This window comes from Sphingomonas sp. (assembly GCF_048595155.1).
Lineage (GTDB): Bacteria > Pseudomonadota > Alphaproteobacteria > Sphingomonadales > Sphingomonadaceae > Sphingomonas_I.
Genome location: NZ_JBMDXN010000038.1, coordinates 37,066 through 61,089, shown reverse-complemented (window position 1 = coordinate 61,089; position 24,024 = coordinate 37,066). Strand labels below are relative to the sequence as shown.

The 24,024-nt window shown below is 63.3% G+C and carries 20 protein-coding genes; 11 read left to right on the top strand and 9 right to left on the bottom strand.

Annotated elements, in window-relative coordinates; genetic code table 11:
* The first annotated feature begins 18 nt into the window (after positions 1–18).
* The 4 genes from ACOJSI_RS06340 to ACOJSI_RS06325 all read left to right on the top strand — a co-directional run bounded on the left by ACOJSI_RS06340 (position 19) and on the right by ACOJSI_RS06325 (position 2,589).
* On the top strand, positions 19–564 hold the full coding sequence (locus ACOJSI_RS06340) for a carboxymuconolactone decarboxylase family protein (RefSeq protein WP_420137419.1): 546 nt from the start codon (positions 19–21) through the stop codon (positions 562–564).
* Positions 565–633: 69 nt separating this feature from the next.
* Complete coding sequence (locus tag ACOJSI_RS06335; RefSeq protein WP_420137418.1) at positions 634–1,173, top strand: redoxin domain-containing protein; 540 nt, start codon at positions 634–636, stop codon at positions 1,171–1,173.
* Entirely contained in the window at positions 1,167–1,868 is a 702-nt protein-coding gene (locus ACOJSI_RS06330) for a glutamine amidotransferase (RefSeq protein ID WP_420137417.1), read from the top strand. Before ACOJSI_RS06335 ends, ACOJSI_RS06330 begins: the two co-directional genes overlap by 7 nt.
* A 10-nt stretch (positions 1,869–1,878) precedes the next feature.
* Positions 1,879–2,589: an MOSC domain-containing protein gene (locus ACOJSI_RS06325; protein ID WP_420137416.1), complete on the top strand. Its 711-nt coding sequence runs from the start codon at positions 1,879–1,881 to the stop codon at positions 2,587–2,589.
* Positions 2,590–2,613: 24 nt separating this feature from the next.
* Here ACOJSI_RS06325 and ACOJSI_RS06320 read toward each other — a convergent pair whose 3' ends face one another.
* Positions 2,614–3,816 carry an outer membrane beta-barrel protein gene (locus ACOJSI_RS06320; protein ID WP_420137415.1) on the bottom strand — a complete coding sequence of 401 codons (1,203 nt, stop codon included), beginning with the start codon at positions 3,814–3,816 and terminating at the stop codon, positions 2,614–2,616.
* 643 nt (positions 3,817–4,459) lie between these two features.
* Between ACOJSI_RS06320 and ACOJSI_RS06315 the strand changes: the two genes are divergently transcribed.
* The 4 genes from ACOJSI_RS06315 (at position 4,460) to ACOJSI_RS06300 (ending at position 8,366) form a co-directional block, all read left to right on the top strand.
* The gene (locus tag ACOJSI_RS06315; RefSeq protein ID WP_420137414.1) at positions 4,460–5,215 is read left to right on the top strand and encodes a sugar transferase; all 756 of its coding nucleotides are present in this window, start codon (positions 4,460–4,462) and stop codon (positions 5,213–5,215) included.
* Between the two features lie 84 nt (positions 5,216–5,299).
* The gene (locus tag ACOJSI_RS06310; protein ID WP_420137413.1) at positions 5,300–6,085 is read left to right on the top strand and encodes a polysaccharide biosynthesis/export family protein; all 786 of its coding nucleotides are present in this window, start codon (positions 5,300–5,302) and stop codon (positions 6,083–6,085) included.
* Between the two features lie 12 nt (positions 6,086–6,097).
* Positions 6,098–7,489, top strand: a complete 1,392-nt coding sequence (locus ACOJSI_RS06305) for a GNVR domain-containing protein (protein ID WP_420137412.1) — start codon at positions 6,098–6,100, stop codon at positions 7,487–7,489.
* A 4-nt stretch (positions 7,490–7,493) separates the two neighbouring features.
* Positions 7,494–8,366: a polysaccharide biosynthesis tyrosine autokinase gene (locus ACOJSI_RS06300; protein ID WP_420137411.1), complete on the top strand. Its 873-nt coding sequence runs from the start codon at positions 7,494–7,496 to the stop codon at positions 8,364–8,366.
* A 14-nt stretch (positions 8,367–8,380) separates the two neighbouring features.
* On the opposite strand, the gene ACOJSI_RS06295 is transcribed toward ACOJSI_RS06300, so the two are convergent.
* The gene (locus ACOJSI_RS06295; RefSeq protein ID WP_420137410.1) at positions 8,381–9,814 is read right to left on the bottom strand and encodes a hypothetical protein; all 1,434 of its coding nucleotides are present in this window, start codon (positions 9,812–9,814) and stop codon (positions 8,381–8,383) included.
* Positions 9,815–10,001: 187 nt separating this feature from the next.
* On the opposite strand from ACOJSI_RS06295, the gene ACOJSI_RS06290 reads away from it, so the two are divergent.
* Entirely contained in the window at positions 10,002–10,853 is an 852-nt protein-coding gene (locus tag ACOJSI_RS06290) for a glycoside hydrolase family 16 protein (RefSeq protein ID WP_420137409.1), read from the top strand.
* A 29-nt stretch (positions 10,854–10,882) separates the two neighbouring features.
* On the opposite strand, the gene galE is transcribed toward ACOJSI_RS06290, so the two are convergent.
* The gene (gene galE, locus ACOJSI_RS06285; protein WP_420137408.1) at positions 10,883–11,905 is read right to left on the bottom strand and encodes a UDP-glucose 4-epimerase GalE; all 1,023 of its coding nucleotides are present in this window, start codon (positions 11,903–11,905) and stop codon (positions 10,883–10,885) included.
* 555 nt (positions 11,906–12,460) lie between these two features.
* Here galE and ACOJSI_RS06280 point away from each other — a divergent pair.
* On the top strand, positions 12,461–13,894 hold the full coding sequence (locus tag ACOJSI_RS06280; protein WP_420137407.1) for a lipopolysaccharide biosynthesis protein: 1,434 nt from the start codon (positions 12,461–12,463) through the stop codon (positions 13,892–13,894).
* A gap of 69 nt (positions 13,895–13,963) precedes the next feature.
* Here the strand turns inward: ACOJSI_RS06280 and ACOJSI_RS06275 are convergent, their stop codons facing one another.
* Genes ACOJSI_RS06275 through ACOJSI_RS06250 form a run of 6 tightly spaced genes read right to left on the bottom strand, consistent with a single transcriptional unit; the run spans position 13,964 to position 20,103 of the window.
* Positions 13,964–14,908 carry a polysaccharide pyruvyl transferase family protein gene (locus ACOJSI_RS06275; protein WP_420137406.1) on the bottom strand — a complete coding sequence of 315 codons (945 nt, stop codon included), beginning with the start codon at positions 14,906–14,908 and terminating at the stop codon, positions 13,964–13,966.
* A gap of 30 nt (positions 14,909–14,938) precedes the next feature.
* Positions 14,939–15,973, bottom strand: coding sequence for a glycosyltransferase family 8 protein (locus ACOJSI_RS06270; protein ID WP_420137405.1), 1,035 nt, complete (start codon positions 15,971–15,973; stop codon positions 14,939–14,941).
* Entirely contained in the window at positions 15,954–17,048 is a 1,095-nt protein-coding gene (locus ACOJSI_RS06265) for a glycosyltransferase (protein ID WP_420137404.1), read from the bottom strand. The genes ACOJSI_RS06270 and ACOJSI_RS06265 overlap by 20 nt, the downstream gene beginning before the upstream one ends.
* A 4-nt stretch (positions 17,049–17,052) precedes the next feature.
* Positions 17,053–18,084, bottom strand: coding sequence for a glycosyltransferase family 4 protein (locus ACOJSI_RS06260; RefSeq protein ID WP_420137403.1), 1,032 nt, complete (start codon positions 18,082–18,084; stop codon positions 17,053–17,055).
* The gene (locus ACOJSI_RS06255; protein ID WP_420137402.1) at positions 18,077–19,150 is read right to left on the bottom strand and encodes an acyltransferase family protein; all 1,074 of its coding nucleotides are present in this window, start codon (positions 19,148–19,150) and stop codon (positions 18,077–18,079) included. The genes ACOJSI_RS06260 and ACOJSI_RS06255 overlap by 8 nt, the downstream gene beginning before the upstream one ends.
* 5 nt (positions 19,151–19,155) lie before the next feature.
* Positions 19,156–20,103: a glycosyltransferase family 2 protein gene (locus tag ACOJSI_RS06250; RefSeq protein WP_420137401.1), complete on the bottom strand. Its 948-nt coding sequence runs from the start codon at positions 20,101–20,103 to the stop codon at positions 19,156–19,158.
* A gap of 433 nt (positions 20,104–20,536) precedes the next feature.
* On the opposite strand from ACOJSI_RS06250, the gene ACOJSI_RS06245 reads away from it, so the two are divergent.
* Complete coding sequence (locus ACOJSI_RS06245) at positions 20,537–23,929, top strand: glycosyl hydrolase 2 galactose-binding domain-containing protein (protein ID WP_420137400.1); 3,393 nt, start codon at positions 20,537–20,539, stop codon at positions 23,927–23,929.
* The last annotated feature ends 95 nt before the right edge of the window (positions 23,930–24,024 follow it).

Sequence of the window (24,024 nt, the reverse complement as noted above, 5' to 3'; positions counted from 1 at the left end):
CAACGAAAGGACTATGTCATGAGCAGAGTAGAATTGATCGATCGCGCCTCCGCCACCGGTGTGCGCAAGGATGTCCTGGATCAGATCCAATCCGCATTCGGTGCAACGCCGGCCATGTTCCGGGCCGTTGCCAACTCGCCGGCGGCGTTGAAAATGATGTGGGCTGCCTTTGGCGCGCTTGGCACCGGTACGCTTCCCGCCAAGCTCGGCGAACAGGTGGCGGTGCTGATAGCGGACCGCAACGCCTGCGAATATTGCCTCGCCGCGCACACCATGCTCGGTCGCAAGGCGGGAGCGTCGACGGAGGAAATGGGTGAGGCGCAGGCCGGACGGTCGACCGATCCGAAGACCGCCGCAGCCCTGACTTTCGCCGCCAAGCTGGTCGCCGATCGCGGCCAGGCCACGGACGAGGACGTCGCAACACTGCGCGCTGCCGGCTTCACGGATGAGCAGATTGTCGAGTTGATCGCCCATGTCGCGCTGAACCTGTTCACCAATTACGTGAACGTGTCGCTCGCCGTGCCGACCGACTTTCCCCCGGTGAAGCTGCTACGGTCTGCTTGACCGCTCAGCGTCGGGGCGGTCGCCACGGCCGCCCCCTCTTCCCCACCTGAATGCATGAGGATCATGGCCATGGCTCCGCTGCGCCCCGCCCCCGAATGGGATTGTTCCGCTTGGCTCAACACCGAAACGCCCTTGTCGCTCGCGCAGCTGCGCGGGCGCCCGATCGTCGCCGCCGCTTTCCAGATGCTGTGTCCTGGCTGTGTTGAACATACGATCCCGCAGCTGCGGCGGGTGCGTCAACTGTTCCACGAGGACCAGGTCGCCGTGCTCGGCCTCCATTCCGTGTTCGAACATCATGACGCTATGGGCGAGGCGAGCCTGCGCGCCTTCCTGCACGAATATAAGATCGGCTTCCCGGTTGCGATCGACCGGCATGGTGCCGGACCGGTCCCCGAGACAATGCGCACTTACGGCTTTCAGGGAACGCCGACCCTGATGCTGATCGACGCCGCCGGGATGCTGCGCCGCCAGACCTTCGGGCATATTCCCGATCTTCAGTTGGGCGCCGAAATCATGTCGCTCCTGCAGGAACAGCCCGCCGCCCTTCTGGCTGAGCATGAGCGCGAGAGCCAAAGCGCGCGCTGCGAGATCGGAGCGGGGATATGCTGAAGACGGCCGTCGCCAACCGCCATATCGGCTTCGAGGATCTCGGCTTCTTCGAGGCTCCGCTGCGCAAGGCGGGCTATACCGTCCATTATTATAATGCCGGCGAGGACGAGCTCTGGACACTCGACCCCGTCCGCACCCCGCTCATCATCGTTCTGGGCGGGCCGATGGCGGTATATGACGGTGCACACCATTCTTTTTTGGCAGAGGAGTTGCGATTGCTGCGCGCCCGCCTGGCCGCACAGCGACCCACGCTCGGCGTCTGCCTGGGCGCGCAGCTGATCGCGGCCGCTTTGGGCGCGCCCGTCTACCCCGGCCCTCGTAAGGAGATCGGCTTCGCACCGGTCTTTTTGTCCGACGCCGGCTCTGATTCCCCGCTGCAGACGATCGCTCCGGATCAGCCCGTGCTCCATTGGCATGGAGATACGTTCGACCTGCCCGATCACGCGACGTTGCTCGCCTCGACCGCCGCTTATCCGCATCAAGCCTTTGCGGTCGGCGCGAACGTGCTTGCCTTGCAGTTTCACCTGGAAGCTGGCGGAACGATGGAAAGCTGGCTAACCGGCCACGCCGAGGAGCTTCGGACCGCCGGCATCGATCCTGACACTCTCCGCCGCGATGCCGGCCGCCATGCGGAAGGCCTTGCCCGAGTTGCAGATCAGGTTCTGACGGCATGGCTCCAGTCCTTGCGCGAATGAACGGGATTTGATGACGACAGCGCCCCCCTCTTCCCCCGGGCTGACCATTGCCGCGGTGGCCACCGGCACATTGGCGCCTCTTTCCCCCCACACGGTGACGAGCGGGATCGACAAGCAACCGGTGGCCGGCCAGGTCGCCGTCACGTACGACGGGCTGGCGGGTGATGCGCAAGGTGACACTCGCCATCATGGTGGCCCGGAAAAGGCCGTGCACCACTATCCGCGCGATCATTATGCCGCCTGGCATGCTGAGCTGGGCGCGCTGCCGACGCTCTCCGCGTCCGCCGCATTCGGAGAAAATCTGTCGCTCACCGGCCTGACCGAGGCGGACGTCTCGATCGGCGACCTGTTCCGGGCCGGCACCGCCCTGCTTCAGATCAGTCAGGGGCGGCAGCCGTGCTGGCGCCTCAACGCCCGATTTGGCGTGGCCGACATGGCGCGCCGGGTGCAGGCCAGCGGCCGCACCGGATGGTATTATCGCGTGATCGAAGAGGGCGTGATCGCACCGGGCGATCGGCTGGCGCTGGTTGATCGGCCGGCAGCGGCGTGGACCATCGCGCGGCTATGCCGAACGCTTTACGCCGATCCGCTCAATCGCGATGAATTGCGGGAAATTGCAGCGCTGCCGATGCTGGCCGACGGGTGGCGCAACCTGGCCGCCAGCCGTCTGGCGACGGGATCGGTTGAGGATTGGTCGCGACGGCTCGACAGCCCGCAATGACGCTCAAGCCGCTGCGGGACCGCCTTACCGGACGATCTTCGCGCCTGGCCCGAAGGCGAACTTGATGCCGAGCGTGCCGGCATTTTCGGTGAAAGGATAAAGTTCATTAGTAGACCGGCGCCAGGATCGCCGGCCTTCCAGACGCAGCGTCATGCGGTCGCTCAGCGCATAAGAGACTCCGGCCTTCAACTGCCGCAGGCGATCGGTGCGCGGCTCGATCGGCACCGGGGACAAGATGTCATAGACGAAATGCTGCTTGGCATAGGAGGCGAGCAGATCCACCTTCAGATGATTGGTCACGGAGGAGCGGGCCAGCAAACTCACGAAATCCTGCCGCACCGAATCGGAATAGATATAGCCGTCCGACTGCAGCTGACGGCCAGCGCGCGCGACGACTTCGATCGTCCGCCGCGGCCGCCAGGTAATGGTCGCGTCGCCGATCACTCCCGAGAAATTCTTGTCGAAAATCGACTTGTCGTTCCGGTGCAGGTACCCGATCCGCACATCGGCCAGCAGCAGCGCAGACGGCTGATAGTGAACCGTCGCCCCGATCCGGCGCTCGTCATAGCGCTGCCGGTACAGCTGAGTCACACCGTCGACATCGATCTCCTGCCCACCCAGGCCCCGGCTGCGTGACTGCTGATAGAGCAAGGTGATGTAATTACCGGTCGGCGGGAAATAGCCGAAGCCCAGACTGGCGCTGCTATTATTGTAGCCAGATGCGAAGGCCGAAGAATTCTGGTTGCGCATCAGCGATCCGCCCACGACAGCCCGAAAATCACCGACCAGCTTCACCCGAACCTGGCCATCCACCTGGGTGAACGTCTGCATGTTGCGGATATTGGAGAATATCTCCGAAAAGTCGCTCAACCGCCGCTCGCGGCTGGCGGTCAGATCGAATGTCAACCGTCCCTTAGGCCGCGATAACCGGGCATTGAGGATGTAGCCTGTATTATTCAGGTAATCATTCTTCGCAAATAGACTTCTATTGATTTCGCCCCCGACAACACCCGTCAATCCGCCGGTATTGAGGTTCAGGAGGCCGCCGACACCTGCGGAATAGATTTGATCGCTTTGCCGCTGCTCGCCCGGCTTGCGGAACAGGTTGTCGTCGTCCCGCGCCTCGCCATGTCCGTTGATCACCCAATCGGCAGCAGCCGCCGGTGAGCACCAGCCGATCGCGATCAGGCAGGCAGGCAGGGCATGCAACGCGAGTCGCGCACGCACGTTGCCGCTCCTCGTCCATCGATCCTGCGTGAGAGTTAACACCACCATCCGCTCTTCTTAGCTATCGGCCATTGCCGGTCCTCGCTGCACCGCATCAAGCCCCTATCACGCCGGCAAGTGCTACGGAATACAGTCAGCTTGGCAAACGATATTTCTGCTCCAAAGCAACCGATTACATGGCAATATGGTAGATAAACGGGATGAAGTAGCCATTGACATACAGACCACCGCAGCGCACAATTTAGAACAGATGGCCGGTCATTGATCGCTCTCTCGGTGATTACACCAGTTTGGACAAGCGTTAAACCAATTTGGATGAGCGTTAAACCAATATGGACGAGTATTAATCCAGTATGAACGGTTATCAGGCGCTGGTTTAAGGGAAGCCCCGACAGCCAGATCCGCAAACAGGGCTTGAACGGGTCGTGCGGGCATGGTGATCGAATACGTTGGCCGATAGAGGGAACATGAAGAGCGTTAGTTGAGGATGCCGCAAACAATAACGTCCTGCCGCTCCGGCGGTATGGGCAAAAGAGATGAGCCAGGTTTGCAGAATGTTTGCTGCAAACTGTGTATCAAATCCTTGTAGATCTAGGTGGGCGTCATGTTTAACAATGCTTCTTTCCGGAAAGACAGCACCCCGTTGGAACCGAGCGATTTCGAGGTGAATTCTTCCTTTGACGGAGGGGCAATCCAGGGCCGGGCCGCTCATGGTGGGCAAGGCTCGACAGTCGGCAGTCAGGATCAGGACGGCATTTCCGCCACATTCGGGATCGCGCATGGCCGGGTGGACCGTGCATTTTTCCGGCTGATGGACATCCTGATAGCGGCCTTCGGCATCCTCCTGTTTGCACCGCTGCTGATTCTGGTTGCGATTGTCATGCAATTGACCAGCCCTGGCCCGCTGCTGTTCGTTCAGCAGCGCGTCGGGCGCGGCGGCGTGATGTTTCCGTGCCTGAAGATTCGCACCATGCATGTGAACGCGGCCGAGATGCTGGCGCGCCTGCTGGAAGAGGATCCCGCGGCGCGTGCGGAATGGGCAAAGGATTTCAAGCTGCGCGCTGATCCGCGGATTACCCCGACCGGCGGTATCCTGCGCAAGACCAGCCTGGACGAGCTGCCGCAGCTATTCAACGTGCTGGTCGGCCATATGAGCATCGTCGGGCCCCGCCCGATCGTTCCTGCCGAGATCGAGCGCTACGGCGCCCATTTCGCGGATTACTGCTCGGTCCGCCCCGGCCTGACTGGCCTGTGGCAGGTCAGCGGCCGTAACGACATTTCCTATACGGAGCGGGTGCAGCTCGACCGTCGCTACGCCGCCAGCAAGTCGCTGCCGCTGGATGTGACCATCATCCTGCGCACGGTGCCGGCCATGCTGCGAGCCCGCGGCTGTTATTGATCCTAGCAGGTGGTGTGTAACTGGATGACTTCTCCATCCATCGTTTGGGATCGTCGTGATCCGGCCGGTGCGACTGGCCGGATCATGGCCGTGGTTCGCCTCTGCCTGCTGCTGGTGGCGTTGCTCGCGGGCAGCATGAGCATGGCGGCAACGCCGGGCGACGATTACCGGATCGGCGCCGGGGACGTGCTGAAGGTCAGCGTTTATCGGGCGACCGACATGGAAAGCACGGTACGCGTGTCGGACCAGGGCAAGATCGTCCTTCCCGCCATTGGCGAGCTGACCGTCGCCGACAAGACGGCCGCCGAGGTGGCAACAATGGTGGCTGCCGGCCTGAAGGCGCGCGGCATCTTTCTCGATCCATCGGTCAATGTGCTCGTCACCGAATTCCACAGCAAGACTGTGTCCGTCCTCGGTGCGGTGCAAAAGCCCGGCGAGATCATCCTGGATCGCCCGAATTTAACCATTTCCGAAGTGCTGGCCCGCGCCGGCACTACCTTCACCGCGGCCTCGGGGTTCGTGTCGGTGGTCGACGCCGGCGGCACGCATGAGCAGTTCGCGCTGTCCGATCTCGCGTCGGGCGGACGCGACCGAATCGCCCGGCCGGGCGAGGTCTTCTTCGTCCAGGCCCCGCCTTCCTTCTTCATCCGTGGCGAAGTGACCAAGGCAGGCGAATATCCGCTCACGCCGGGCCTGACCGTGGGTAAGGCGATCGCCATCGGCGGCGGCCTGACCGACCGCGGCAGCGCTTCGAAGGTGCGGATCGAGCGGCACGCGCCGGATGGCACCGTGATCGTCCAGAAGTCGGTGAAGGGTGATGTCGCGTTGCAGCCGGGCGATCTGCTGATCGTTGGCGCAAGGCTGTTTTGACGGGATCGGCGGATGACCTTTCTGCAATTCCTTTATCTTCTCCGCGCCCGGCTCCGCGCGATCGCCATCGCCGCGGCGGTGGGTGGCGTGCTGGCAGTGGGCTGGATCTTGATCAGCTCGCGCACGTTCGATGCCACGGCGCAATTGCTGGTGAACGTCCGCGCACCTGAGACGGTGGGCAGCCAGTCCTTTGCCGATCAGCTCTCGCCGGATTATCTGTCGACGCAGGTGGATATCATACGCAGCCGGGCGGTCGCGATGCAGGTCGTCAAGGCGCTCGGGCTGGAGAAGGATCCCGACCAACAGGCGGCCTTCCGTGAGAGCGGCAGCACGTCCTTCCAGAACTTCCTGGTCAATCGGGTCGGGAGCGGGCTTTCAGTGGCGCCGGTCTCCACCTCGCGTGTGATATCGCTGACCTACTCCGCACCCGACGCGCAATTCGCGGCTGCGGCGGCCAATGCCTTTGCGCGCGCCTATCAGGACATCAACCTGCGGCTGCAGACGGATCCCGCACGCCAGTCGGTCGCATCCTACGAAGCGCAGGCCCGCGACGTGCAGGATCAGATCAACAAGGTGCAGATGGCGCTGTCGGAGAAGGAGCGGAAGCTCGCCGTGACCTCCGACGACGATCATAACGATGCCGAGGTTAACCGCCTGAACAGCCTTTCGACGCAACTTGCCACGTCACAGGTCGAGGCCGCCCAGCGCGGCGCACGCGCTTCGAACGGTGCCCTACCCGACGCGATTGCCAGCCCGGTGACGCAGGGGATCCAGACGGAGCTCGCCAAACTGGAAGCGCAGCGGGCGCAGCTCGCAAGCTATGCCGGCCCAAACAATATGGATCTCGTTCAGATCAACCAGCAGATCGCTGCACTGAAGCAGCAGCTCGCGCAGCAGCAGGCGCTGGTGGCGCGGGGTGCGTCCGCGGCGGCCGCACAAAGCAACATGAGCCTGGGCCGCCTGTCGGCCGAGATGGGCGCCCAGCGCAATCGCGCGATCGAGGCGCGCGCGAACCGCGACGCGGTCGCGATGCTCAAAGATCAGATCTCCAATCTGAAGCAGACCTATGAGCAGATTGTTGCGCGGCGGGCGCAGCTCAATATCCTGAGCGAGGGCGGCCAGGCCAACGTCTCCGTCCTCTCGGCCGCCACGGCGCCGACAAAGCCGGCCTGGCCACGCCCGATCATCATGCTAGCGATGGGCATCGTGGTCGGCGCCTTCCTGGGCATGGCCTATGCCGTCATCTCGGAGATGGCCGATCAGCGGCTGCGCAAGGTTGAAGACATTGAGGCCTGGCTCGGCGTGCGCAGCCTCGGCGCGATCCGGGGCGGCAAAGCGGAGGCACGGGGTGGTCTGCTGACGTCCCGGATCGGTCGCCTTCTGCCGCGACCGCAAGGAGCCTGATCAGATGGACGACGCACCTCAGATGCCGCCGACCGGAACGGGCGAGAACGCCGCCGACATGGGCGAGATGCTCGTGCGGATGGGCATCATCTCCTCCGATCAGGCGAAGGAAATCGACGCAGCACAGGGCGATGGCGGCAAATCCTATGCGGAAGTCGCGGTCGCGCTGGGACTGATCTCCTCCCAGGATCTTAGTCAGCTGATCGCGGCCCGACGCGCGCAAGCAGGCGTGCTGGACCACAGCCTGTTCCATCGCGACATCGTCGTCGCGCACCAGCCGCGTTCGCAGCAGGCGGAGGATTTCCGGGCGCTGCGCAATGCCCTGTCGCTGCGCTGGTTCAAGCATCCGGAGGGCGCGCGTTCGCTCGCCATCATCAGCGCCAACCGCCATGAAGGCCGTTCCGTTTGTGCCGCCAATCTGGCGGTGAGCTTCGCCCAGATCGGCCTGCGCACCCTGCTGGTCGACGCCGACATGCGCTCGCCGCGGCAGCATGAGCTGTTCGGCGTCAATGGCAGCCTGGGACTTGCCAGTTATCTGAAGGGCGCAGGCGCGACTGCGGATTATCCCAATATTGGCGATCCGGAATCGCTATCTGTCCTGCCGGTAGGCGACGCTCCGCCGGATCCGCAGGAACTGCTGCTGGGAGCCCCCCTGCACGATCTGATCGCGGCGGCCCAGAAGAATTGCGACGTCATCCTGTTCGATACGCCCGCCGCCAGCGAAAGCAGCGACTATCAGACCATCGCGGCCGCGTGCGGTGGCGCGCTGGTGATCACCCGTGCCGGCGAAAGCCGGGTTCGCCCCACCGCGCGCCTGATCAACGATTGCGAAGATCTGGGTATCAAGGTGGTCGGCGCCACCATGCTGTCTGACTGATCGCGCCGGCGCCGTCAGGCGCCAGTGCGGGCCAGTGGCTGGCGGATATCTCGCCGGGCAAGTGGCTTACGCCGACGATCCCGGATCGCCCGAACGCCGTCCGTCCCCATTACGGCAGCGGCCATCCCGAACAGGGAGGCGCTCATCGCACCGAAATCGACGCTGGGACTGGACACCGCGCCCGGAATGAACACGACCAGCCACGACAGTTTGGCGCCATAGAGGATCTGGCGACTGACCCGATCGGCATCCTTGGACGTCGATGCCGACAGGAAGCGCAGCAGAAACGCCGCCATCAGAGCGCCGCCCAGCACGCCGGTGCCGCTGACCAGCGCCACCGGCCAGCTCGAACTGCGCGTGGAGCCGACGCCCACGCCCAGCCAATATGTTTCGGCCAGCGCGCGCAACGATACCAGGTTCCAGGTACTGCGCTCGATGTAGGAGGCGCTCTGTGACTTATGGAAGACCATCAGGTCGATCATGCGATAGGCCGGCGCAAAGGCCTTGCTGTTGAGCAGCGCAACTAAACCCACCACAAATAACAGCGTCACCACGATTGCGCATTCGCGGAACAGCGTCCGGCGCTCCTGCGGCTCAGTGGCACGCATGAACCGGATCACCCAGTCCAGCCCCGCCACGACACAGAACATGCCAAGGCCCAGATAAGCGGAGGATGAGGTCGACAGGGCCGCCATGCCCAGCGCCATAAAGGGTGCGATGCGCGCGAGCTTGCCCCACCATCCCTCAGCCGGGATCACCCGACCGATAAAATATGCCGCCGTGCCGAACCCGGCGCACAGGCCGCCATAGGCAGACGCCTCCGGCATCAGGCCGACAATGCGCGACGAGCCCAATATCTCACCGACCAGGAGCAGCCGGTAGGTCGCGGTCCGGAACGGGGCGAGCAGGTTGGTGCCGTGGGTGGCGACGTCCAACACGCCGGTGAAGACGGCGCACAAGGTGCCGAGGATCACGGCGTTGGCGATGGTTCGCCGCCCTTCCGGGGTCGTTCCGATCAGGCTCACCGCCAACGCAACGCAGTAGGAGGCTGTCAGGTAGATGATCTGCGTATAGATCGTCATCGACGGCTTCAGCAGCTCGGGTTGGGTCGAATTGAGGCCCATGATCGTGACGTGGCCCGCAAACAGCCGTGGCATGAACAGGCTGATGATAACCGCCATGACCATGAAGGCGGTCAGCAGGCCCAGCCGCCGGGGATCCGTCATGAAGGTCCATGCTCTGCTAAGCCCGTCCCGCTCCAGCAGGACCACTGCGAGCAGAGCCACCGCGCACAAGGTGCGCGGCAGGATCGTGATCCCGCCGGTTGCTGCCGGAGGCAGAACCGAAAAGGCACCAAAACTCATCGCGCAAAACAGCAACGGCAGCGCCCATTCGCGGCGGCGCAGCATGGTCCAGCCGAACATGCTCCAGAATAGTGCATAGGCCATAGAAATTGCCCCGTAGGCGATGAGAAAGGATGCGCGCCTTCGCTCAATATGCTGCATCAGCGAAAGAGCAAAACCAAGAACCCGCCACGCCGGACGGAAAGCACGGCGAGGCGTGCCAAGCCCTGGCGGAAGCTATGTGTGCCGAACGTCCTTTCCGGTAGAAATAAGCCCCGTCAGGAGGTGTCTCATGACCCAGCGTGAAAGTCGTAACAACCTGCTCCGCCATGGTGCGATCGGTGCCGCCCTTCTCGTGATGATCGCAGGATTGACCGTCGTCGGAGGAGAAAGCGTTTCGGGCCAGAGCCCGACCGGAAATCCGATCAATCTCGACAATTACCGCCAGACCTTCGGCGATGAGTTCGACACACTCGACGTGTCGTCCAAGGGGCCGGGAACGCGCTGGACCGCGCACACGCCCTGGAACGGCGATTTCGGCTCGGCACGCTTCCTGGATCCCACTCCCGATGGCCCCTTTAAGGTCGCGAACGGCGTGCTTACGATCAAAATGCAGCGCGGCCCTGACGGAAAATGGGGCTCCGGAATTTTGTCTTCGGCCGATCCGTCGGGCAACGGTTTCCAGCAGGGCGGCGGCTATTTTGAGATGCGCGCCAAATTCCCGGAGGGAGCGGGCGTATGGCCGGCCTTCTGGCTGGGTTCGCTCGGCGGACCCAACGATCTGAAGCCCGAGGTCGATGCGGTCGAATATTATGGCGCTGACAATAAGGGCTATTACGCCAATCTGCACCTCTGGCAGAACGGGAAGGATCTTTACCACCGCAGCGCCCGGATCGCGATCCCGGCCGGTGCCGCGACCAGCGATTACCACCTTTATGGCGTTTCGATCGCGCCCGATTTCATCACAATTTACTTCGATCGCCAGCCGGTCGCGCAATTCCCGTCCCGACCGGAATTCATGCAGCGGATGATGCTACTCACGAATCTGGCCGCTGGCGGCGGCTGGCCGATCGACGGCATGCCGGATCCGTCGGTGATGCAGATCGATTATATCCGCGCCTATCAGCCGAAGAATTCCGGCTGATGGCGCGGACGCGGTGGATGCCGCCTGCCTTACGCGGCTTGGGATTCGCTCCGGATGGCGCGCAGCTTGTCCTCCCATGCAACAGCATGCCGGATGATCAAGCCCATGTCGCGCCACTGCGGCTCCCAGCCAAAGGTCGATCGGATGAGCGCGCTGTCGGCGACCAGCATCGGCGGATCGCCGGCGCGGCGCTCTGCAATGCGGCGGTTCACGCTGCGTCCCATCGTCGCCTCGACCGCGTCGAGCACTTCCGTGACCGAGAAGCCCTGGCCATAGCCGCAATTGGCGACCATCGACGCGCCGCCGGCGAACAGATGGTCCAGTGCGAGCACATGCGCGGCCGCCAAGTCGCTCACGTGGATATAATCCCGCACGGCGGTACCGTCCGGCGTCGGATAATCGGTGCCGAACACGGCGATGCCGTCGCGCTTACCCGCCAGCACTTCCGACGCGACCTTGATCAGGTGGGTGGCGCCGGCAGTCGACTGCCCCGTCCGCCCTTCCGGATCGGCGCCGGCCACATTGAAGTAGCGCAGCGCCACGTAAGCGAAATCATGGGCGCGAGCGACGTCGCGCAGCATCCATTCCGTCATCAGTTTCGATGCGCCATAAGGATTGATCGGCGCGGTCGGCGAGGTTTCGAGGATCGGGCCGGCTCCGTCCGGCTCGCCGTAGACGGCCGCAGTCGAAGAGAAGACGAAACGAGATACGCCGTTCTGCACCGCCGCCTCGATCAGCGTGCGGCTGTTAACCGTGTTGTTTCCATAATATTTGAGCGGATCGGTAACCGATTCGGGGACGACGATCGACCCTGCAAAATGCATGATCGCTTCGATACGCTGCTCGGCAAGGATGCGGTCAAGCAGCGCGCGATCGGCGATATCGCCTTCATAGAAGGGCACGTCGGCAGGAACGGCGAAGCGGAATCCGGTCGACAGATTGTCGATAACGCTCACGGCATAACCCGCGGCGAGCAGCGCAAGCACCGCATGGCTACCAATATAGCCGGCGCCGCCAGTGACGAGGATGGAACGAGGCGTGGTGTCGGTCATCATGCAAATCCTAACTGCCTGTCAGCCGGCAGTGTCGGAATTGCTGCGTCGCAACAACCCTGATGTCACCCCAATTTAGACCAATTAGCGGATCAGAAAGAGGATTGCCGCCCAGAGGCCAATGCTCACAAGGGCTGCGATTCCCCATGCCAACAGCGATATGCCACGCTTTTGCGGCCGCGCACGGGTCGCCGCCCAGGGTCCTTCGGCGGCCGATTCGGCGCGTTCTAAGCGGCGCGCGCCTTCGTGGAGGTCGCCAAGTGACGCTCTTGGCACGTCATTTTTGCCTCGCCCATTCGAATTTGGCGGCAAAATGGGGGAAATGGACATTGCGTCGGCTACTCTTGTCATCGCGGCTTTCTACCCTCTCATCTTCTTTTCTAGCATGAATTTCCAAGTAATTCATGTGCCGTTGCCATTTCGGGTCGTCGATTCCGCCCCGCAGCGTACTTTGCTGCAGTGCATCATTGTCTTTTGGACGGATCCAAGCTTGACCTTGTTTCTTCGCTTTTCAAACGCGCGGCGGTTCACCAATATCCAAAGGATTGCGCCATCATGTCACTGAAGGCGCATGTCGCGCGCTCCACGCTTTGGTCCGGTGTGCAGATCATCGGCAATCAGGCGACCTCGTTCCTCGTTTTTCTGGTCCTCACCCACTTCCTCTCGCCGGGGGACATTGGCGTGGTGGCGCTGGCGGTGTCGTTCATCGAGATCATGACTCCGCTGATGCGTGCCGGCCTGCCGGAAGCCTTGATCCAGCGCGAAACACTGGACGAACTGGAAGCCGATACCTGCTTCTGGAGCGGCGTCGCGCTCTCGCTCGTCATGGGCGCAGCCCTGTTCCTGGCGGCCCCGGCAATCGCGCGCAGCTTCGCCAGCCCCGCGCTCGGGCCGGTGCTGCAAGCCCTCTCAGCCCTGCTGCCGATCACGGCGCTCAGCGCCACCCACGAAGGGCGATTGACCCGATCCTTCGGCTTCAAGGCGCTCGCCGTCCGCACGCTGATCGCCAACCTGATCGGCGGTGCCGTCGGCGTGGCGATGGCGATCGGCGGCTATGGTGTGTGGAGCTTGGTGGTCCAACGCCTGATCGCATCCTTCTTCTCGGTCGTCTTCATCTGGATCAGCTGCCGCTGGGTCCCGCGCCTGCGCTTCTCGATGGTCGCCTTCCGCCGCATGTCGGGCTTCGGCGCGCACATGACGCTGGTGACCTTCCTGATGTCGCTGAACGGACGTATCTTTGACTTCCTGCTCGGCTTCTTCATGGGGCCGGCGGCAGTGGGCTATATGCGCGTTGCCTCGCGCGTGCTCGACATGGTCACCCAGTTTGCGGTGAACCCGCTGACATCGGTCGCGCTGCCGACGCTGTCGCGCCTTCAGCAGGATCGCCCGGCCCTGTCGCGCGCCTTCATTCGTCTGGTCCGAACGTCGGCTCTGATGACCTTCCCGGCCTATTTCGGCCTTGCGATCGTCGCGCCCGATCTGGTGCCGCTGGCATTTGGACGCCAATGGGCGGCCAGCGGCGAATTGCTGTCGATCCTGTGCCTCAGCGCCATTCCGATCACGCTGCAATATTTCACCTGGCCGGCCATGGCGGCGGTGGGCCGATCCGACCAGGCGTCACTGGGCATTTCAGCGATCGTGGCATCGGCGACGGTGATCACCGCCATCGCGGCGCCGTTCGGCCTCATCGCCGTCGTCATCGCCCATGTCGCACGCACCTACCTCACCTTGCCGCTCAGCATGTATTTGCTGCGCCGGAGCACGGGAATCGAAAGCCGACCGGTGCTGACCGCAATCCTCCATCCGCTGGCGGCTGCGGTGGTGATGGGCTTGGCCTTGCTCCTGCTGCGGCCGTTGTTGCACGATCTTCATCCGACGACGCGTGTCGCGGTGCTGATCGTGGCGGGTGCCGCGCTCTATGGGGGGCTGGTTCTGACGACCGCCCGTGCGCTGGTGAAGGACCTCAAGACGGCATTCAGCCGATCCTGAGCGGACCAAAAAAACGGCGGGTGGGGCACCCCACCCGCCGATCATGTACTCCAAGCGATTTGAAGAGCGTCAGGCGAACTGATTACGCCAGGTATCGATCGCCTCAGTGGGCAATTTGATCCGGACCGGGTCGCTGCCCTGGATCCAGGCCGCAATCTTGGCGTGATTGTCCCGGGCAACGGTCGGAAGATCGGTGTCGCGCCCGATCTCCGCGGCGCGATTGTCGACGATAACAATCAAGGCGCGCCGACGCTTCTGCATCGCGCGGATCCCGCCGTGCAGACGACTGCCGATGAAATCCACCTCTTCATTCTCCAGCACGTCGGTATAGGCGCGGACATTGGGATGGATCAGTTCGACATCGAAATGGCCGAGCGACTGCAGATATTCCCAATCTTCCGCCTGCTGGCTCCAGAAATAGACTTTGCCATAGCTATCGCAGATCTGCTTCATCAGCTTGCGATCATTGTCCGGATCCGGTCGATAAAAGGTCAGCGCGGCAACCGCCTTGTCCGCCTTGGTGGTGGGGATGGTCGCGCAATGGGCGGCGTCCAGCCGCCACATGGTCGGGCACGCCGTATTGAGCGTCTTGCGGCCAAGTTGCTGCGCTTTGCCGAGCGTGTAGCTGTCCCGGAAGGAATGAGCATATTTCTTGGACAGCACCCGCTCATAAACATAGCGCGCGTAGCGGCTGGCATTGGGATGATAATCCTGCCAGCCCACCCCCATCAGGACGACCTTGTCCTGCATCGGCGATAGATCCAGGGGAGAAATCTTCCAGTTCGCGCCACGCAGCATCTGCGACGACATGGAATTGGCGCCCCCCAGGATTCCGAACTCGCACTGCTTCAGGATCTTGCGGCCGATGCGACCGAGATAATCATGGGTCGCTACCGTCGTGAAATAAGCATCCGGCATCGCATCGAGCAATTCGTACCGAACCGCATCCATGATGATCTCGTCGCCGAGATTGTCGGACGAAACACTGGTGTCGAGGAGCGCGATAAGCCGCATGGGCAAGTTCCTATCTTTGTCTTGGCTCGCTCAAAAAGCGAAGCGGGTATCCTGGAAATATCGAAGCAGCTTCCGCCGGCGCAGCGTCGGCCGCCAGGGTGTCATCAGCATCATCTTGCGGTGCCGCGCCTCCACCTCGCGATCGATTTTCGCGATGTCATCGGCGCTTTTGCGTTTCTCGAACTCGGCCAGCACCGGATAACGGGCACGCAATGCGTCATAGTAAGGCAGGAACCGCCCCTTCCAGGGACGCGCGCCGCTGAACCATGGCTTGGCCGCGCCCGTGAAGTGGACGATCCTGGGCTTTAGCCGATCGGCCAGTCCAAGATCGGCGTAGCTGGAGATATAATTATAGAGCGGCGACAGCACTTCGCGCTGGCCGTTGAACACGAAGTTCAGCGCGCTCTGATCATGAAAGCGGCACAGGTCGGAATGTTCGGTGAAGAAGCGCAGCGCTTCGGCCGATTTGGTTCGCCAGGTATCGCGCCGGAACGCCAATATGCCGGCATTGAAGTAATCATAGGGCGATTGCAGGCCGAGCCCCGAGAGATAGGCGCTCATCCCGCGCCAATAGCCGCCGCCGTCGCCCTGATACATCCAGATGCCTTCGTTGACGGAAGCGATCTTGCCGGGAGCAACCTGATGCTCGACCAGCGGCGTAATATCGCCGAGCAACTGGATGTCGCCATCCAGATACAGGACATGATCATATTGATCGGGCAGCAGATCCCCCAGCGACAACCGGGCCAGGGTCGAATGCGGCACGTGGGTGGGATTGAAGCTGACGTCGCCGGACAATTGCAAAAGCTCAGGCGGAATCTCGGCGAAGCGGACCGGCAAATGACCGAACGCATCCTCCAGCGCGCGACGGCGATCCTGGTCGATATCCACAAGGTAAACGATGATGTCGGCCAGGGCCATGACCCGCGGCTGCGCAAGCAGCTGATCGATCACCGACATGGTCGGCATCATGAAGCCGGCATCGGTCGTGAAGATGATCAGGTGGCGCTTCGCACCACCACCTTGAGCCCTTGTTGGCACGGCGTCAGGAAAAACGTCGGTCAATGCCCTGCTCCACGAAGGCGCGGAACTGTTCATCGAACCGCTCCGGCGCAAATTTGCGCGCATGCTCCCGCGCCACTTCCGGCTCGAACCCGGGCAGCCAGCCCTCGAAGCGACGGATCGCGTCGTTTAGCGCATCCGCCGTCTGTTCGTAGAAGAACAAGCCCGTCGATCCATCGACAACCGTCTCCAATGCGCCACCGCGGCCATAAGCGATCACGGGGCGGCCGGAGGCCTGGGCCTCCACCGGTACGATTCCGAAATCCTCTTCGGCCGTGAAGATCAGCGCACGAGCGCGGGCATAAGCATCACGCAGTCCCGCATAATTGAGCCTTGTCTCGAACCGGATATTGCCCTTGGCACGCTTGCGCACGTCGGCAGCACAGGGACCGTCGCCGACGATCAGCAGCGGCAATCCGTTGGCATTGAACGCGTCCACCACCAGGTCGGGGCGCTTGTACGGCACCAGCTGGCTGAGCCACAGATAATGGTCGCCCGCCTCCCCGATGGCGAAATCGTCGATCGGCACCGGCGGGTGGATCACCTGTGCATCCCGGCCGTAGAATTTGCGAACGCGCGAGCGCACGAACGCGGAGTTGCTGGAGAAGCTATCCACCCGCGATGCACTGACGGTATCCCATAGACGCAGCTTGTGGCTGAGCATCGGCATCAGCATGCGCGTCACCGCGCCGGCCTGCGCGCGATACACGGGATATTGATCCCAGATGTAGCGCATCGGCGAATGGCAATAGCAGAGGCTCAGCGCATCGGGCCGCGTGATCACGCCTTTGGCCGGGCCGGCTTCGGACGCGATGACGAGGTCGTATTCGCGCAGATCGAACTGCTCCAGCGCCAACGGCATCAGCGGCAAGTAGCTCTGATAGCGCCGCGTCGCCCCGGGCAGCTTCTGGATGAAGCTGGTCGTAACCTTGTGCGATCGGATCAGCGCCGACATCGCATCGGGATCATAGACGTGGGTAAAGATGTCCGCCTGCGGGTACAGCGTCAGAAGCCGTTCCAACACGCGCTCGCCGCCGCGCATTGCGACCAGCCAATAGTGGATGATCGCTACCTTCATTGTCTCACAAATGCTCCGCGAGGATCGAGTCCATCCGGGCGGCGGCACCGTCCCAGCTGAAGATTTTTGCGCGGGCAATCCCTTGGGCGCCGAGCTTGGTGCGCAGCGCCGGATCATCCGCGAGCGTCAGGAAGGCATCGACCAGCCCGCGTGGATCGAGCGCGTCCACATAGAGCGCGGCATCCCCGCACACTTCGGGAAGGCTGGTGAGCGCCGTCACGACGGCCGGCGTACCGCAGGCCATCGCCTCCAGTGCGGGCAATCCGAAGCCTTCGTACAGGCTCGGATAGACCAACCCCCATGCGCCGGAGAGGACCGCCGGCAGCACCGCATCCGGCAGATAGCCGCAATGAACGACGCCATCATCGCCCACATCGCTTTCGCCGCGACCTTCCCCGAATACGCCCGCCGCGCCGCGACCGCCGATCACCGCCAACACCGTTTCGGGCGGCAATTGCGGGCGCGCGGCCTTCCAGGCCTTCAGGACGAGGTCGAGATTCTTGCGCGGTTCGCGGGTGAACAAGGTAGCGAAATACGGACGGCCGACCAAGGCCGGCGGCAATTCGCGCTCGGCCGCCGGCACCGGACGGAAGTGATCCGACACGCCGTTGGCCACGACCGCGATGCGATCCAGCCCGATGCCGAGCAGCGCGCTCAGCCGCTCCCGCGAGAATTCGGATACGGTCACGACGCGGTCGATCCGGCGCGCAAGCAGCGGCAGCAGCTGGCCGTAGAGGCGCGCGAAATTGGGCGAGAACCACTCGGGATGCTCCAGGACGGCGGCGTCGTGGATGGTCACGATCTGCCGCGCCTTGACGATCGGCCCGGTATTGCACGGCCCCCAGAGCAACTTGCCGCCTGCACGCACCGGCAGCACCAGCTGCTCCCACAGATGTCCGCGCCCGCCATTCATATCCTTGGCAGGCTCGACGATCCGATAGGGCGTCTTCAACCGGCGCGTGATCTCCGCCGCAACGCGTTGCACACCGGTCAGGCGCTGATGGCGGAAGCGTCCGTTGATGGCGAGCTCAGGCATTGCTGGCCTTTGCTGCGCGCGGCTTGGCACCCAGCCCAAGACGCTGGTTCCACCCGGCCCGAGCGGCAATCTCGAATACCACGATCGGCCCCACGACGCCCGCGCCCAACAGGATCGGCCACAGCAGCGCGCCATTCTGAAGATGCAGGGCCTTGGCCAGAACGATGCGCGTGCCGGCCACGAACAGGACGTGGAGGACGTAGATCGCCATCGCCCGTTCCCCCAAGTAGCGGAACAAGGCGGCCGCGCGCCCGGACAGCAAGGTCGCCGCAGCGAGCACGCCACAAATCCCGATCAGCGTGGCTGGGATCATCGCAAGGTAGTCGAAGCCCAGCCCCCGGGTGAAGCCGAACCACATATAAGGGACGACCAGCAGGCACGCGGCCGCAATGGGGAGGCGAAACCGCGCCATGACTGCGGGAATCCCTGCCATCTGCCCAGCAAGCGCGGTGCCGACCGCGTAGAAGATCAGCAATTCGCTGAAGAAGTGCGGGATCGTCATGCGCGGCCACAGGATATGGAAGCCGACGAATGCGATTGCACCCGCGACCAGCATCGGGACGATCGTATCGCGCCGCACCAGCAGGCGGGACACCATGTGGAACAGGAACAGCACGTAGAGGAACCAGAACTGGCTGGGTGGCGCCCACAATATCTGGATGTAATCCAGGTGCTCACGCGGCTTGTTGACGTAGGAGGACGCCAGATACAGCACCGTGATCTGGATGATCGACCAGAGGAAATAGGGCCAGACGATTGATCCGATCTGCCGCCAGGCAAACCGCCGCCGGTCGCGCGCAATCTGCCCCGGCACGAACAGCCCGCTCAGCAGGAAGAACAGCGGCATGTGGAAGCAATAGACAGCGTAGAAGCTGAACGCGGCCAGGCCGGCGCGGGACAACAGGCCGGCGGACATCAATCCGTCGATCGCGTGTCCGTGAACGACCAGCACGATGCCGATCCCCTTGGCGACGTCGACCCAACCGAGCCGCGGCGCGGCCTTGACCGGTTCTTCACGGCCGCGCGCGGACAGCACGCCTGCGGGCGCGGGATGCGTAGTTGCCATATTCTTCAGCTCAACTCGCGCGCGCGTTGCGGATCGATCCGTCCGCGCACCAGATCGCTCATGGCCAGCAGATTGCCGCGCACGCGGCCCGTCCGATCGACCCACGGCTCTGGCCGCAGCATCTTACCGAAATTGGAAGCGAGGTTGCGTGCCATCTGGATGGAGGCGAACCGCGCCGATAGGGAACCCTTGCGCCACATATAATAAGGATTGGCGACCTGCGAATAACCGAGCCGCTTGCCTGGGCTGCGCCCCCGCTTCACACCCATATGAACACCGCGGCAGCGCTGACTTTTGACGATCCGACCATATTCGGCGATCCGTCGGCTGAAATCGACATCCTCCAGCCAACCATAAAGAGGCAGGCGCTCGTCAAACGTCATGCCATGCGCCCGTACCGGCGCCATCCTGATCGCCATGTTGCAGCCGTAGCCATTATGCACGTCCCGCAGCCGTTCTGTGCCAGGCATCCGATCCGCCGCGAGCTTTGCTTGCGCGTCAGCCAGTTCCAGTCCCGGCCCCATAATACCGTCTGCGATCACTTCACCCGTGGTCATCACGACATCCGGATGGCGGGCGAACAGGTCCGCACATTCGCCGACGTAATGGGGCTCCATCACGAAATCGTCGTCCAGCATCAGGACGACATCGACGTCGGATAGATGCCGCATCAACGCATTGCGCTGAGCGCAAAGCCCTACGGGTCCGCTGACCACATCGACCTTGAACGGCAGTCGCGCAAAAGCCTCCAAATCGGCATCTTCGGGCTTGGCGGGGCATACTGCCACCCGCGCGGGCGCCCGCTGCTGGTGAACGAGTTCACCCAAGACCTGGCTCAGCGTATCGCGCCGGCCTGCCGTCGCGATCGCGACGGCAACGCTCACCTGTTTCAACTCGTCACCCCCTTGAGAACCCGGGCTCGTCAGCGCAGCGTTATTTCGCGTGTGCAGCATGTTAGCCGCCTTTCCTGACGTATCAACTTAGAGAACGGACCATTTGTGATGCTGCAGTGCAGCAAATTGATGACAAATGCGCCATGATTTTGCGCCAGAACGGTAGTCTGGAGCCGATGACCGCTTCCTGTATGGCGGCTCAGCCGAGGCCGGTTGGTCGCATCTACAGACCTACGCGCCTCACGCTCACGTACCAGGATACGCTGCCTAGCGGCGCTTAAACTTGCCCCATCCCGGTCAGAGATCGTCAGACGACCCGCCGTCAGTTCGGATGCAGATATGCATCTATGTTCCGGAACATAGCTGAAAAAGCCCATCATCCTCGATCGGAATCAAGAAGATAAGTAAATTGATTTTCCTTTTTGGCTAGGTCATGATCATGGGCAGCATAGGCATCGGCCGCGAAGCTGACGCGCCAACGGGGAGAAGACGAATGAAATGCCTCCAACGCCTGGGTGGAGTGCTGCTCGGGGCAACTGCACTGCCTCTGCTGGCGCAAACGCCCTCGACGATCGGCCCCTTCAATGTCGACGTCGCAGCCGGTGGCACTTCATATGTCGCCTCGATCGGCGATCCCCGCAGCCTTGCTCCCGCCACCGACAGCTGGACGATGCAGGCCTGGATCGAGCCCCGCATCATGCCGGCCGGTACGGCCACTCTCGCCGGGATCGGCGCGCCCGGCTCTGGCCTATTCCTGATGCTGGTCGATGGCATTCCGGCCTTGCAGTCAGCGCAAGGCCTCGTCCGTGCGCCACAGCGGCTGCCGATCGGGCGCTGGACGCTGCTTGCCGCCACGGCCGACAAGGGCGTCGCGCATCTTTACGTCGATGGGCGGGACGTTGCGCGCGGCCCGGCCACAGCCGCGCAGCTCAGCGGCGAAGCCCGGCTCGGCGGCGGCGGCTTTGGCGGACGCATAGCCGGTTTCCGCTATGCTCCCACGGCCATCCCGGCGGCCGAGATCCGCACGCTTGCCGGGCGGGCGCCCGACCCCGACCTCACCATCTTTACGCTCTCCAGCCCGACATGGCCGGTGCAGGTTCGCCAGATGGCGGGGCAGGTGACTCCGCAACCGGCATGGACCCGGCCCAAGAGCGGCGCCCCCGCCCAGAAAGCTGTCGCCAAGCCGGAAGCTAAAGGGCCGGCGCTATCGCCGCGCGCGCCCGGAGTTTGGACGGTCGCCGGCTGGCGGATGGCCGAAGGATCAGCCTTGCAGGCGCCGGACGGGGCGACGATCTCGCGCCCCGGTTATGGCGCGGGCCGTTGGTATGCCGCGACCGTGCCGGGCACCGCCTTGACCACCTTGGTGGATCGTGGCGTCTATCCCGATCCCGCTTATGGCCTGAACAACCTCGCCATTCCGGAACGGCTTGCCCACCAGGATTATTGGTATCGCACCGAGATCGACGTGCCCGCCGATGCCGCCGGCAAGCATCTCGCCCTGCTCTTCAAAGGCGCGAACTACGCGGCCGAAGCCTGGGTCAACGGCGTGCGCGTCGGCGACATGAAGGGCGCCTTCATTCGCGGCCGCTTCGACGTGACCGGAAAGCTGTTGCCGGGCCAGCGCAATGCCATTGCGGTGCGCGTCTCTCCCCCACCCCATGCCGGTATCACGCATGAGGAATCGCTGACGGCCGGTGTGGGTGAGAATGGCGGCATGATGATGCTGGATGGCCCGACCTTCTCGGCCACCGAAGGTTGGGACTGGATCCCCACCATCCGCGATCGCAATACCGGTCTGTGGCAGGGCGTGGATCTGGTGGCTACCGGCGATGTGCAGATCGGCGACGCGCAGGTCATCACGACATTACCCAATGCCGACAACAGCATCGCCAACGTCGCGATCGAAGTACCCCTCACCAATGTGACGGATCGGCCGGTCACGACCGAGCTGCGCGCCGCCTTCGACGATGTCAGCGTCACCAAAAGCGTGACACTGGCGCCGGGCGAAACCACCGTCGCCTTCACGCCTGCCGAGTTCCCGCAGCTTGCCGTACGCAATCCGAAGCTCTGGTGGCCGAACGGCTATGGTGCGCCCGATCTGCATATGCTCCATCTCACCGCCGGCGGCTCCGATGCGAAGGACGTCCGCTTCGGCATGCGGGAGATCACATACGAATTGTCCCTGATGGACCATCAGGGCGCGCTCCGCCGTGTCTTGGTCGATCCCACCAAGGCGCGCTCGCTGCACCAGCAGGTGATCGATCATCGGCATCAAGCCATTCGGCAGGTGCCGAACGGCTGGGCCTACAGCTTTGCAACCGGCGGGGAGACGTCGCCCGCGATCACGCCGATCGCCGGGGACGAAGGCCTCTCCCCCTTCCTCGTCCTGCGCGTGAATGGCGTGCGCATCGCCGCGCGTGGTGGCAGCATCGGCATGGACGATTTCATGAAACGCGTGGATCGCGCGCGGCAGGAGCCTTATTTCAAGCTCCACCGCGACGCGCACATGAACATCATCCGCAACTGGATGGGCCAGGATACCGGCGAGACCTTCTACGAGCTCGCCGACGAATATGGCCTGATGGTGTTCAACGATTTCTGGGAATCCACCCAGGATTATAACATTGAGGCACAGGACGTTCCTTTGTTCCTCGCCAATGCGAAGGACGTCGTCCGCCGCTTCCGCAATCATCCCTCCATCGTTGTCTGGGTCCCGCGCAACGAAGGCGTGCCGCAGCCGATCCTAAACGAGGGCATCGAGAAGCTGATCGAGCAGGAAGACGGCACGCGCCTGTATATGGCGTCGTCCAACCGCATCTCGCTCCAGAATAGCGGCCCCTATAACTGGCGCGAGCCGGCCTCCTATTTCACCGAGCATGCCAAGGGTTTCTCGGTCGAGCTCGGCACGCCCAGCTTCCCGACGCTCGAAAGCTGGAAGCGGACGATTCCCGCCCCGGATCAATGGCCGATCAGCGACGTCTGGGCCTATCATGACTGGCACCAGACCGGGAATGGCGCCGTCGCCAGCTATATGAAGGCAATGGATACGGAATTCGGACCGGCCACCAGCCTGGGGGATTTCGAGCGCAAGGCGCAGATGCTGCAATATGTGAGCTACCGCGCCATCCTCGAAGGCTTCAACGCCGGGCTGTGGACCACCAACAGCGCGCGCATGTTCTGGATGACCCAGCCGGCCTGGCCGTCCTCCGCCTGGCAGATCTTCTCCTCCGATTACGATACGCATGCCGCCTTCTACGGCACCAAGAAAGCGTCGGAGCCGGTCCACGTCCAGATGAACCTGCCCGATTACAAGGTGATCGTGGTCAATAACGGACGTACGGCCCTGGCCGGCGCGACCGTGCACGCCCGCGTCACCACGCTCGACAACACGCTGGTCAGCGAACGCAGCGCGCCGATCACAGCCGCTGCCGGCCTGACGGCAGATGCCTTCATGCTCGATCTTGCCCCGGCGCTTCAGCAAGGGGTCGTCCTGGTCGCGCTGGACGTGACGAGCGCATCGGGCGAGATCCTGTCGCGCAACACCTATTGGCAAGGCCGCGACGAGGCCGCCTATCGCGCGCTCGGCGCGATGCCGCAGGTCAAGGTGACCGCCACCGCCTCCAGCCGGAACGACGGCGCGGATCGCGTGACCAGCGTCGATCTCACCAATACCGGCCCGGCTGCGGCGCTCGCGACCAAGCTCACCCTGTTCGGCTCGAACGGCGCCCAGATCCTGCCCGCTTACTTCACGGACAATTACGTGTCCCTGATGCCCGGCGAGAAACGTCGGATCGAGGTGCGCTACCCCGCCAGTGCGGCGAAGGGCGCTGTAGCGGTGAAGCTGCGGGGCTGGAACGTGGTGCCGACCTCCATCACCGCGCGCTGATCCGCGGCGAAGCAGGCGCGTCTAACGGTGGGGCCGCGCCGGCCTCCGCATACCTCATGCGCCTTTCGACAACCGCATCGAACAGCGTCTGCGTT

What these genes read in the sequence shown, in the direction of transcription:
- ACOJSI_RS06325 (WP_420137416.1), top strand. Translation starts at nt 1,879, where the DNA reads ATGACGACAGCGCCCCCCTCTTCCCCCGGGCTGACCATTGCCGCGGTG.
- ACOJSI_RS06260 (WP_420137403.1), bottom strand. Translation starts at nt 18,084, where the DNA reads ATGCCTGAGCTCGCCATCAACGGACGCTTCCGCCATCAGCGCCTGACC.
- ACOJSI_RS06305 (WP_420137412.1), top strand. Translation starts at nt 6,098, where the DNA reads ATGACCTTTCTGCAATTCCTTTATCTTCTCCGCGCCCGGCTCCGCGCG.
- ACOJSI_RS06295 (WP_420137410.1), bottom strand. Translation starts at nt 9,814, where the DNA reads ATGGCCTATGCACTATTCTGGAGCATGTTCGGCTGGACCATGCTGCGC.
- galE (WP_420137408.1), bottom strand. Translation starts at nt 11,905, where the DNA reads ATGACCGACACCACGCCTCGTTCCATCCTCGTCACTGGCGGCGCCGGC.
- ACOJSI_RS06290 (WP_420137409.1), top strand. Translation starts at nt 10,002, where the DNA reads ATGACCCAGCGTGAAAGTCGTAACAACCTGCTCCGCCATGGTGCGATC.
- ACOJSI_RS06250 (WP_420137401.1), bottom strand. Translation starts at nt 20,103, where the DNA reads ATGCTGCACACGCGAAATAACGCTGCGCTGACGAGCCCGGGTTCTCAA.
- ACOJSI_RS06335 (WP_420137418.1), top strand. Translation starts at nt 634, where the DNA reads ATGGCTCCGCTGCGCCCCGCCCCCGAATGGGATTGTTCCGCTTGGCTC.
- ACOJSI_RS06255 (WP_420137402.1), bottom strand. Translation starts at nt 19,150, where the DNA reads ATGGCAACTACGCATCCCGCGCCCGCAGGCGTGCTGTCCGCGCGCGGC.
- ACOJSI_RS06310 (WP_420137413.1), top strand. Translation starts at nt 5,300, where the DNA reads ATGGCCGTGGTTCGCCTCTGCCTGCTGCTGGTGGCGTTGCTCGCGGGC.
- ACOJSI_RS06330 (WP_420137417.1), top strand. Translation starts at nt 1,167, where the DNA reads ATGCTGAAGACGGCCGTCGCCAACCGCCATATCGGCTTCGAGGATCTC.
- ACOJSI_RS06300 (WP_420137411.1), top strand. Translation starts at nt 7,494, where the DNA reads ATGGACGACGCACCTCAGATGCCGCCGACCGGAACGGGCGAGAACGCC.
- ACOJSI_RS06275 (WP_420137406.1), bottom strand. Translation starts at nt 14,908, where the DNA reads ATGCGGCTTATCGCGCTCCTCGACACCAGTGTTTCGTCCGACAATCTC.
- ACOJSI_RS06340 (WP_420137419.1), top strand. Translation starts at nt 19, where the DNA reads ATGAGCAGAGTAGAATTGATCGATCGCGCCTCCGCCACCGGTGTGCGC.
- ACOJSI_RS06265 (WP_420137404.1), bottom strand. Translation starts at nt 17,048, where the DNA reads ATGAAGGTAGCGATCATCCACTATTGGCTGGTCGCAATGCGCGGCGGC.
- ACOJSI_RS06245 (WP_420137400.1), top strand. Translation starts at nt 20,537, where the DNA reads ATGAAATGCCTCCAACGCCTGGGTGGAGTGCTGCTCGGGGCAACTGCA.
- ACOJSI_RS06280 (WP_420137407.1), top strand. Translation starts at nt 12,461, where the DNA reads ATGTCACTGAAGGCGCATGTCGCGCGCTCCACGCTTTGGTCCGGTGTG.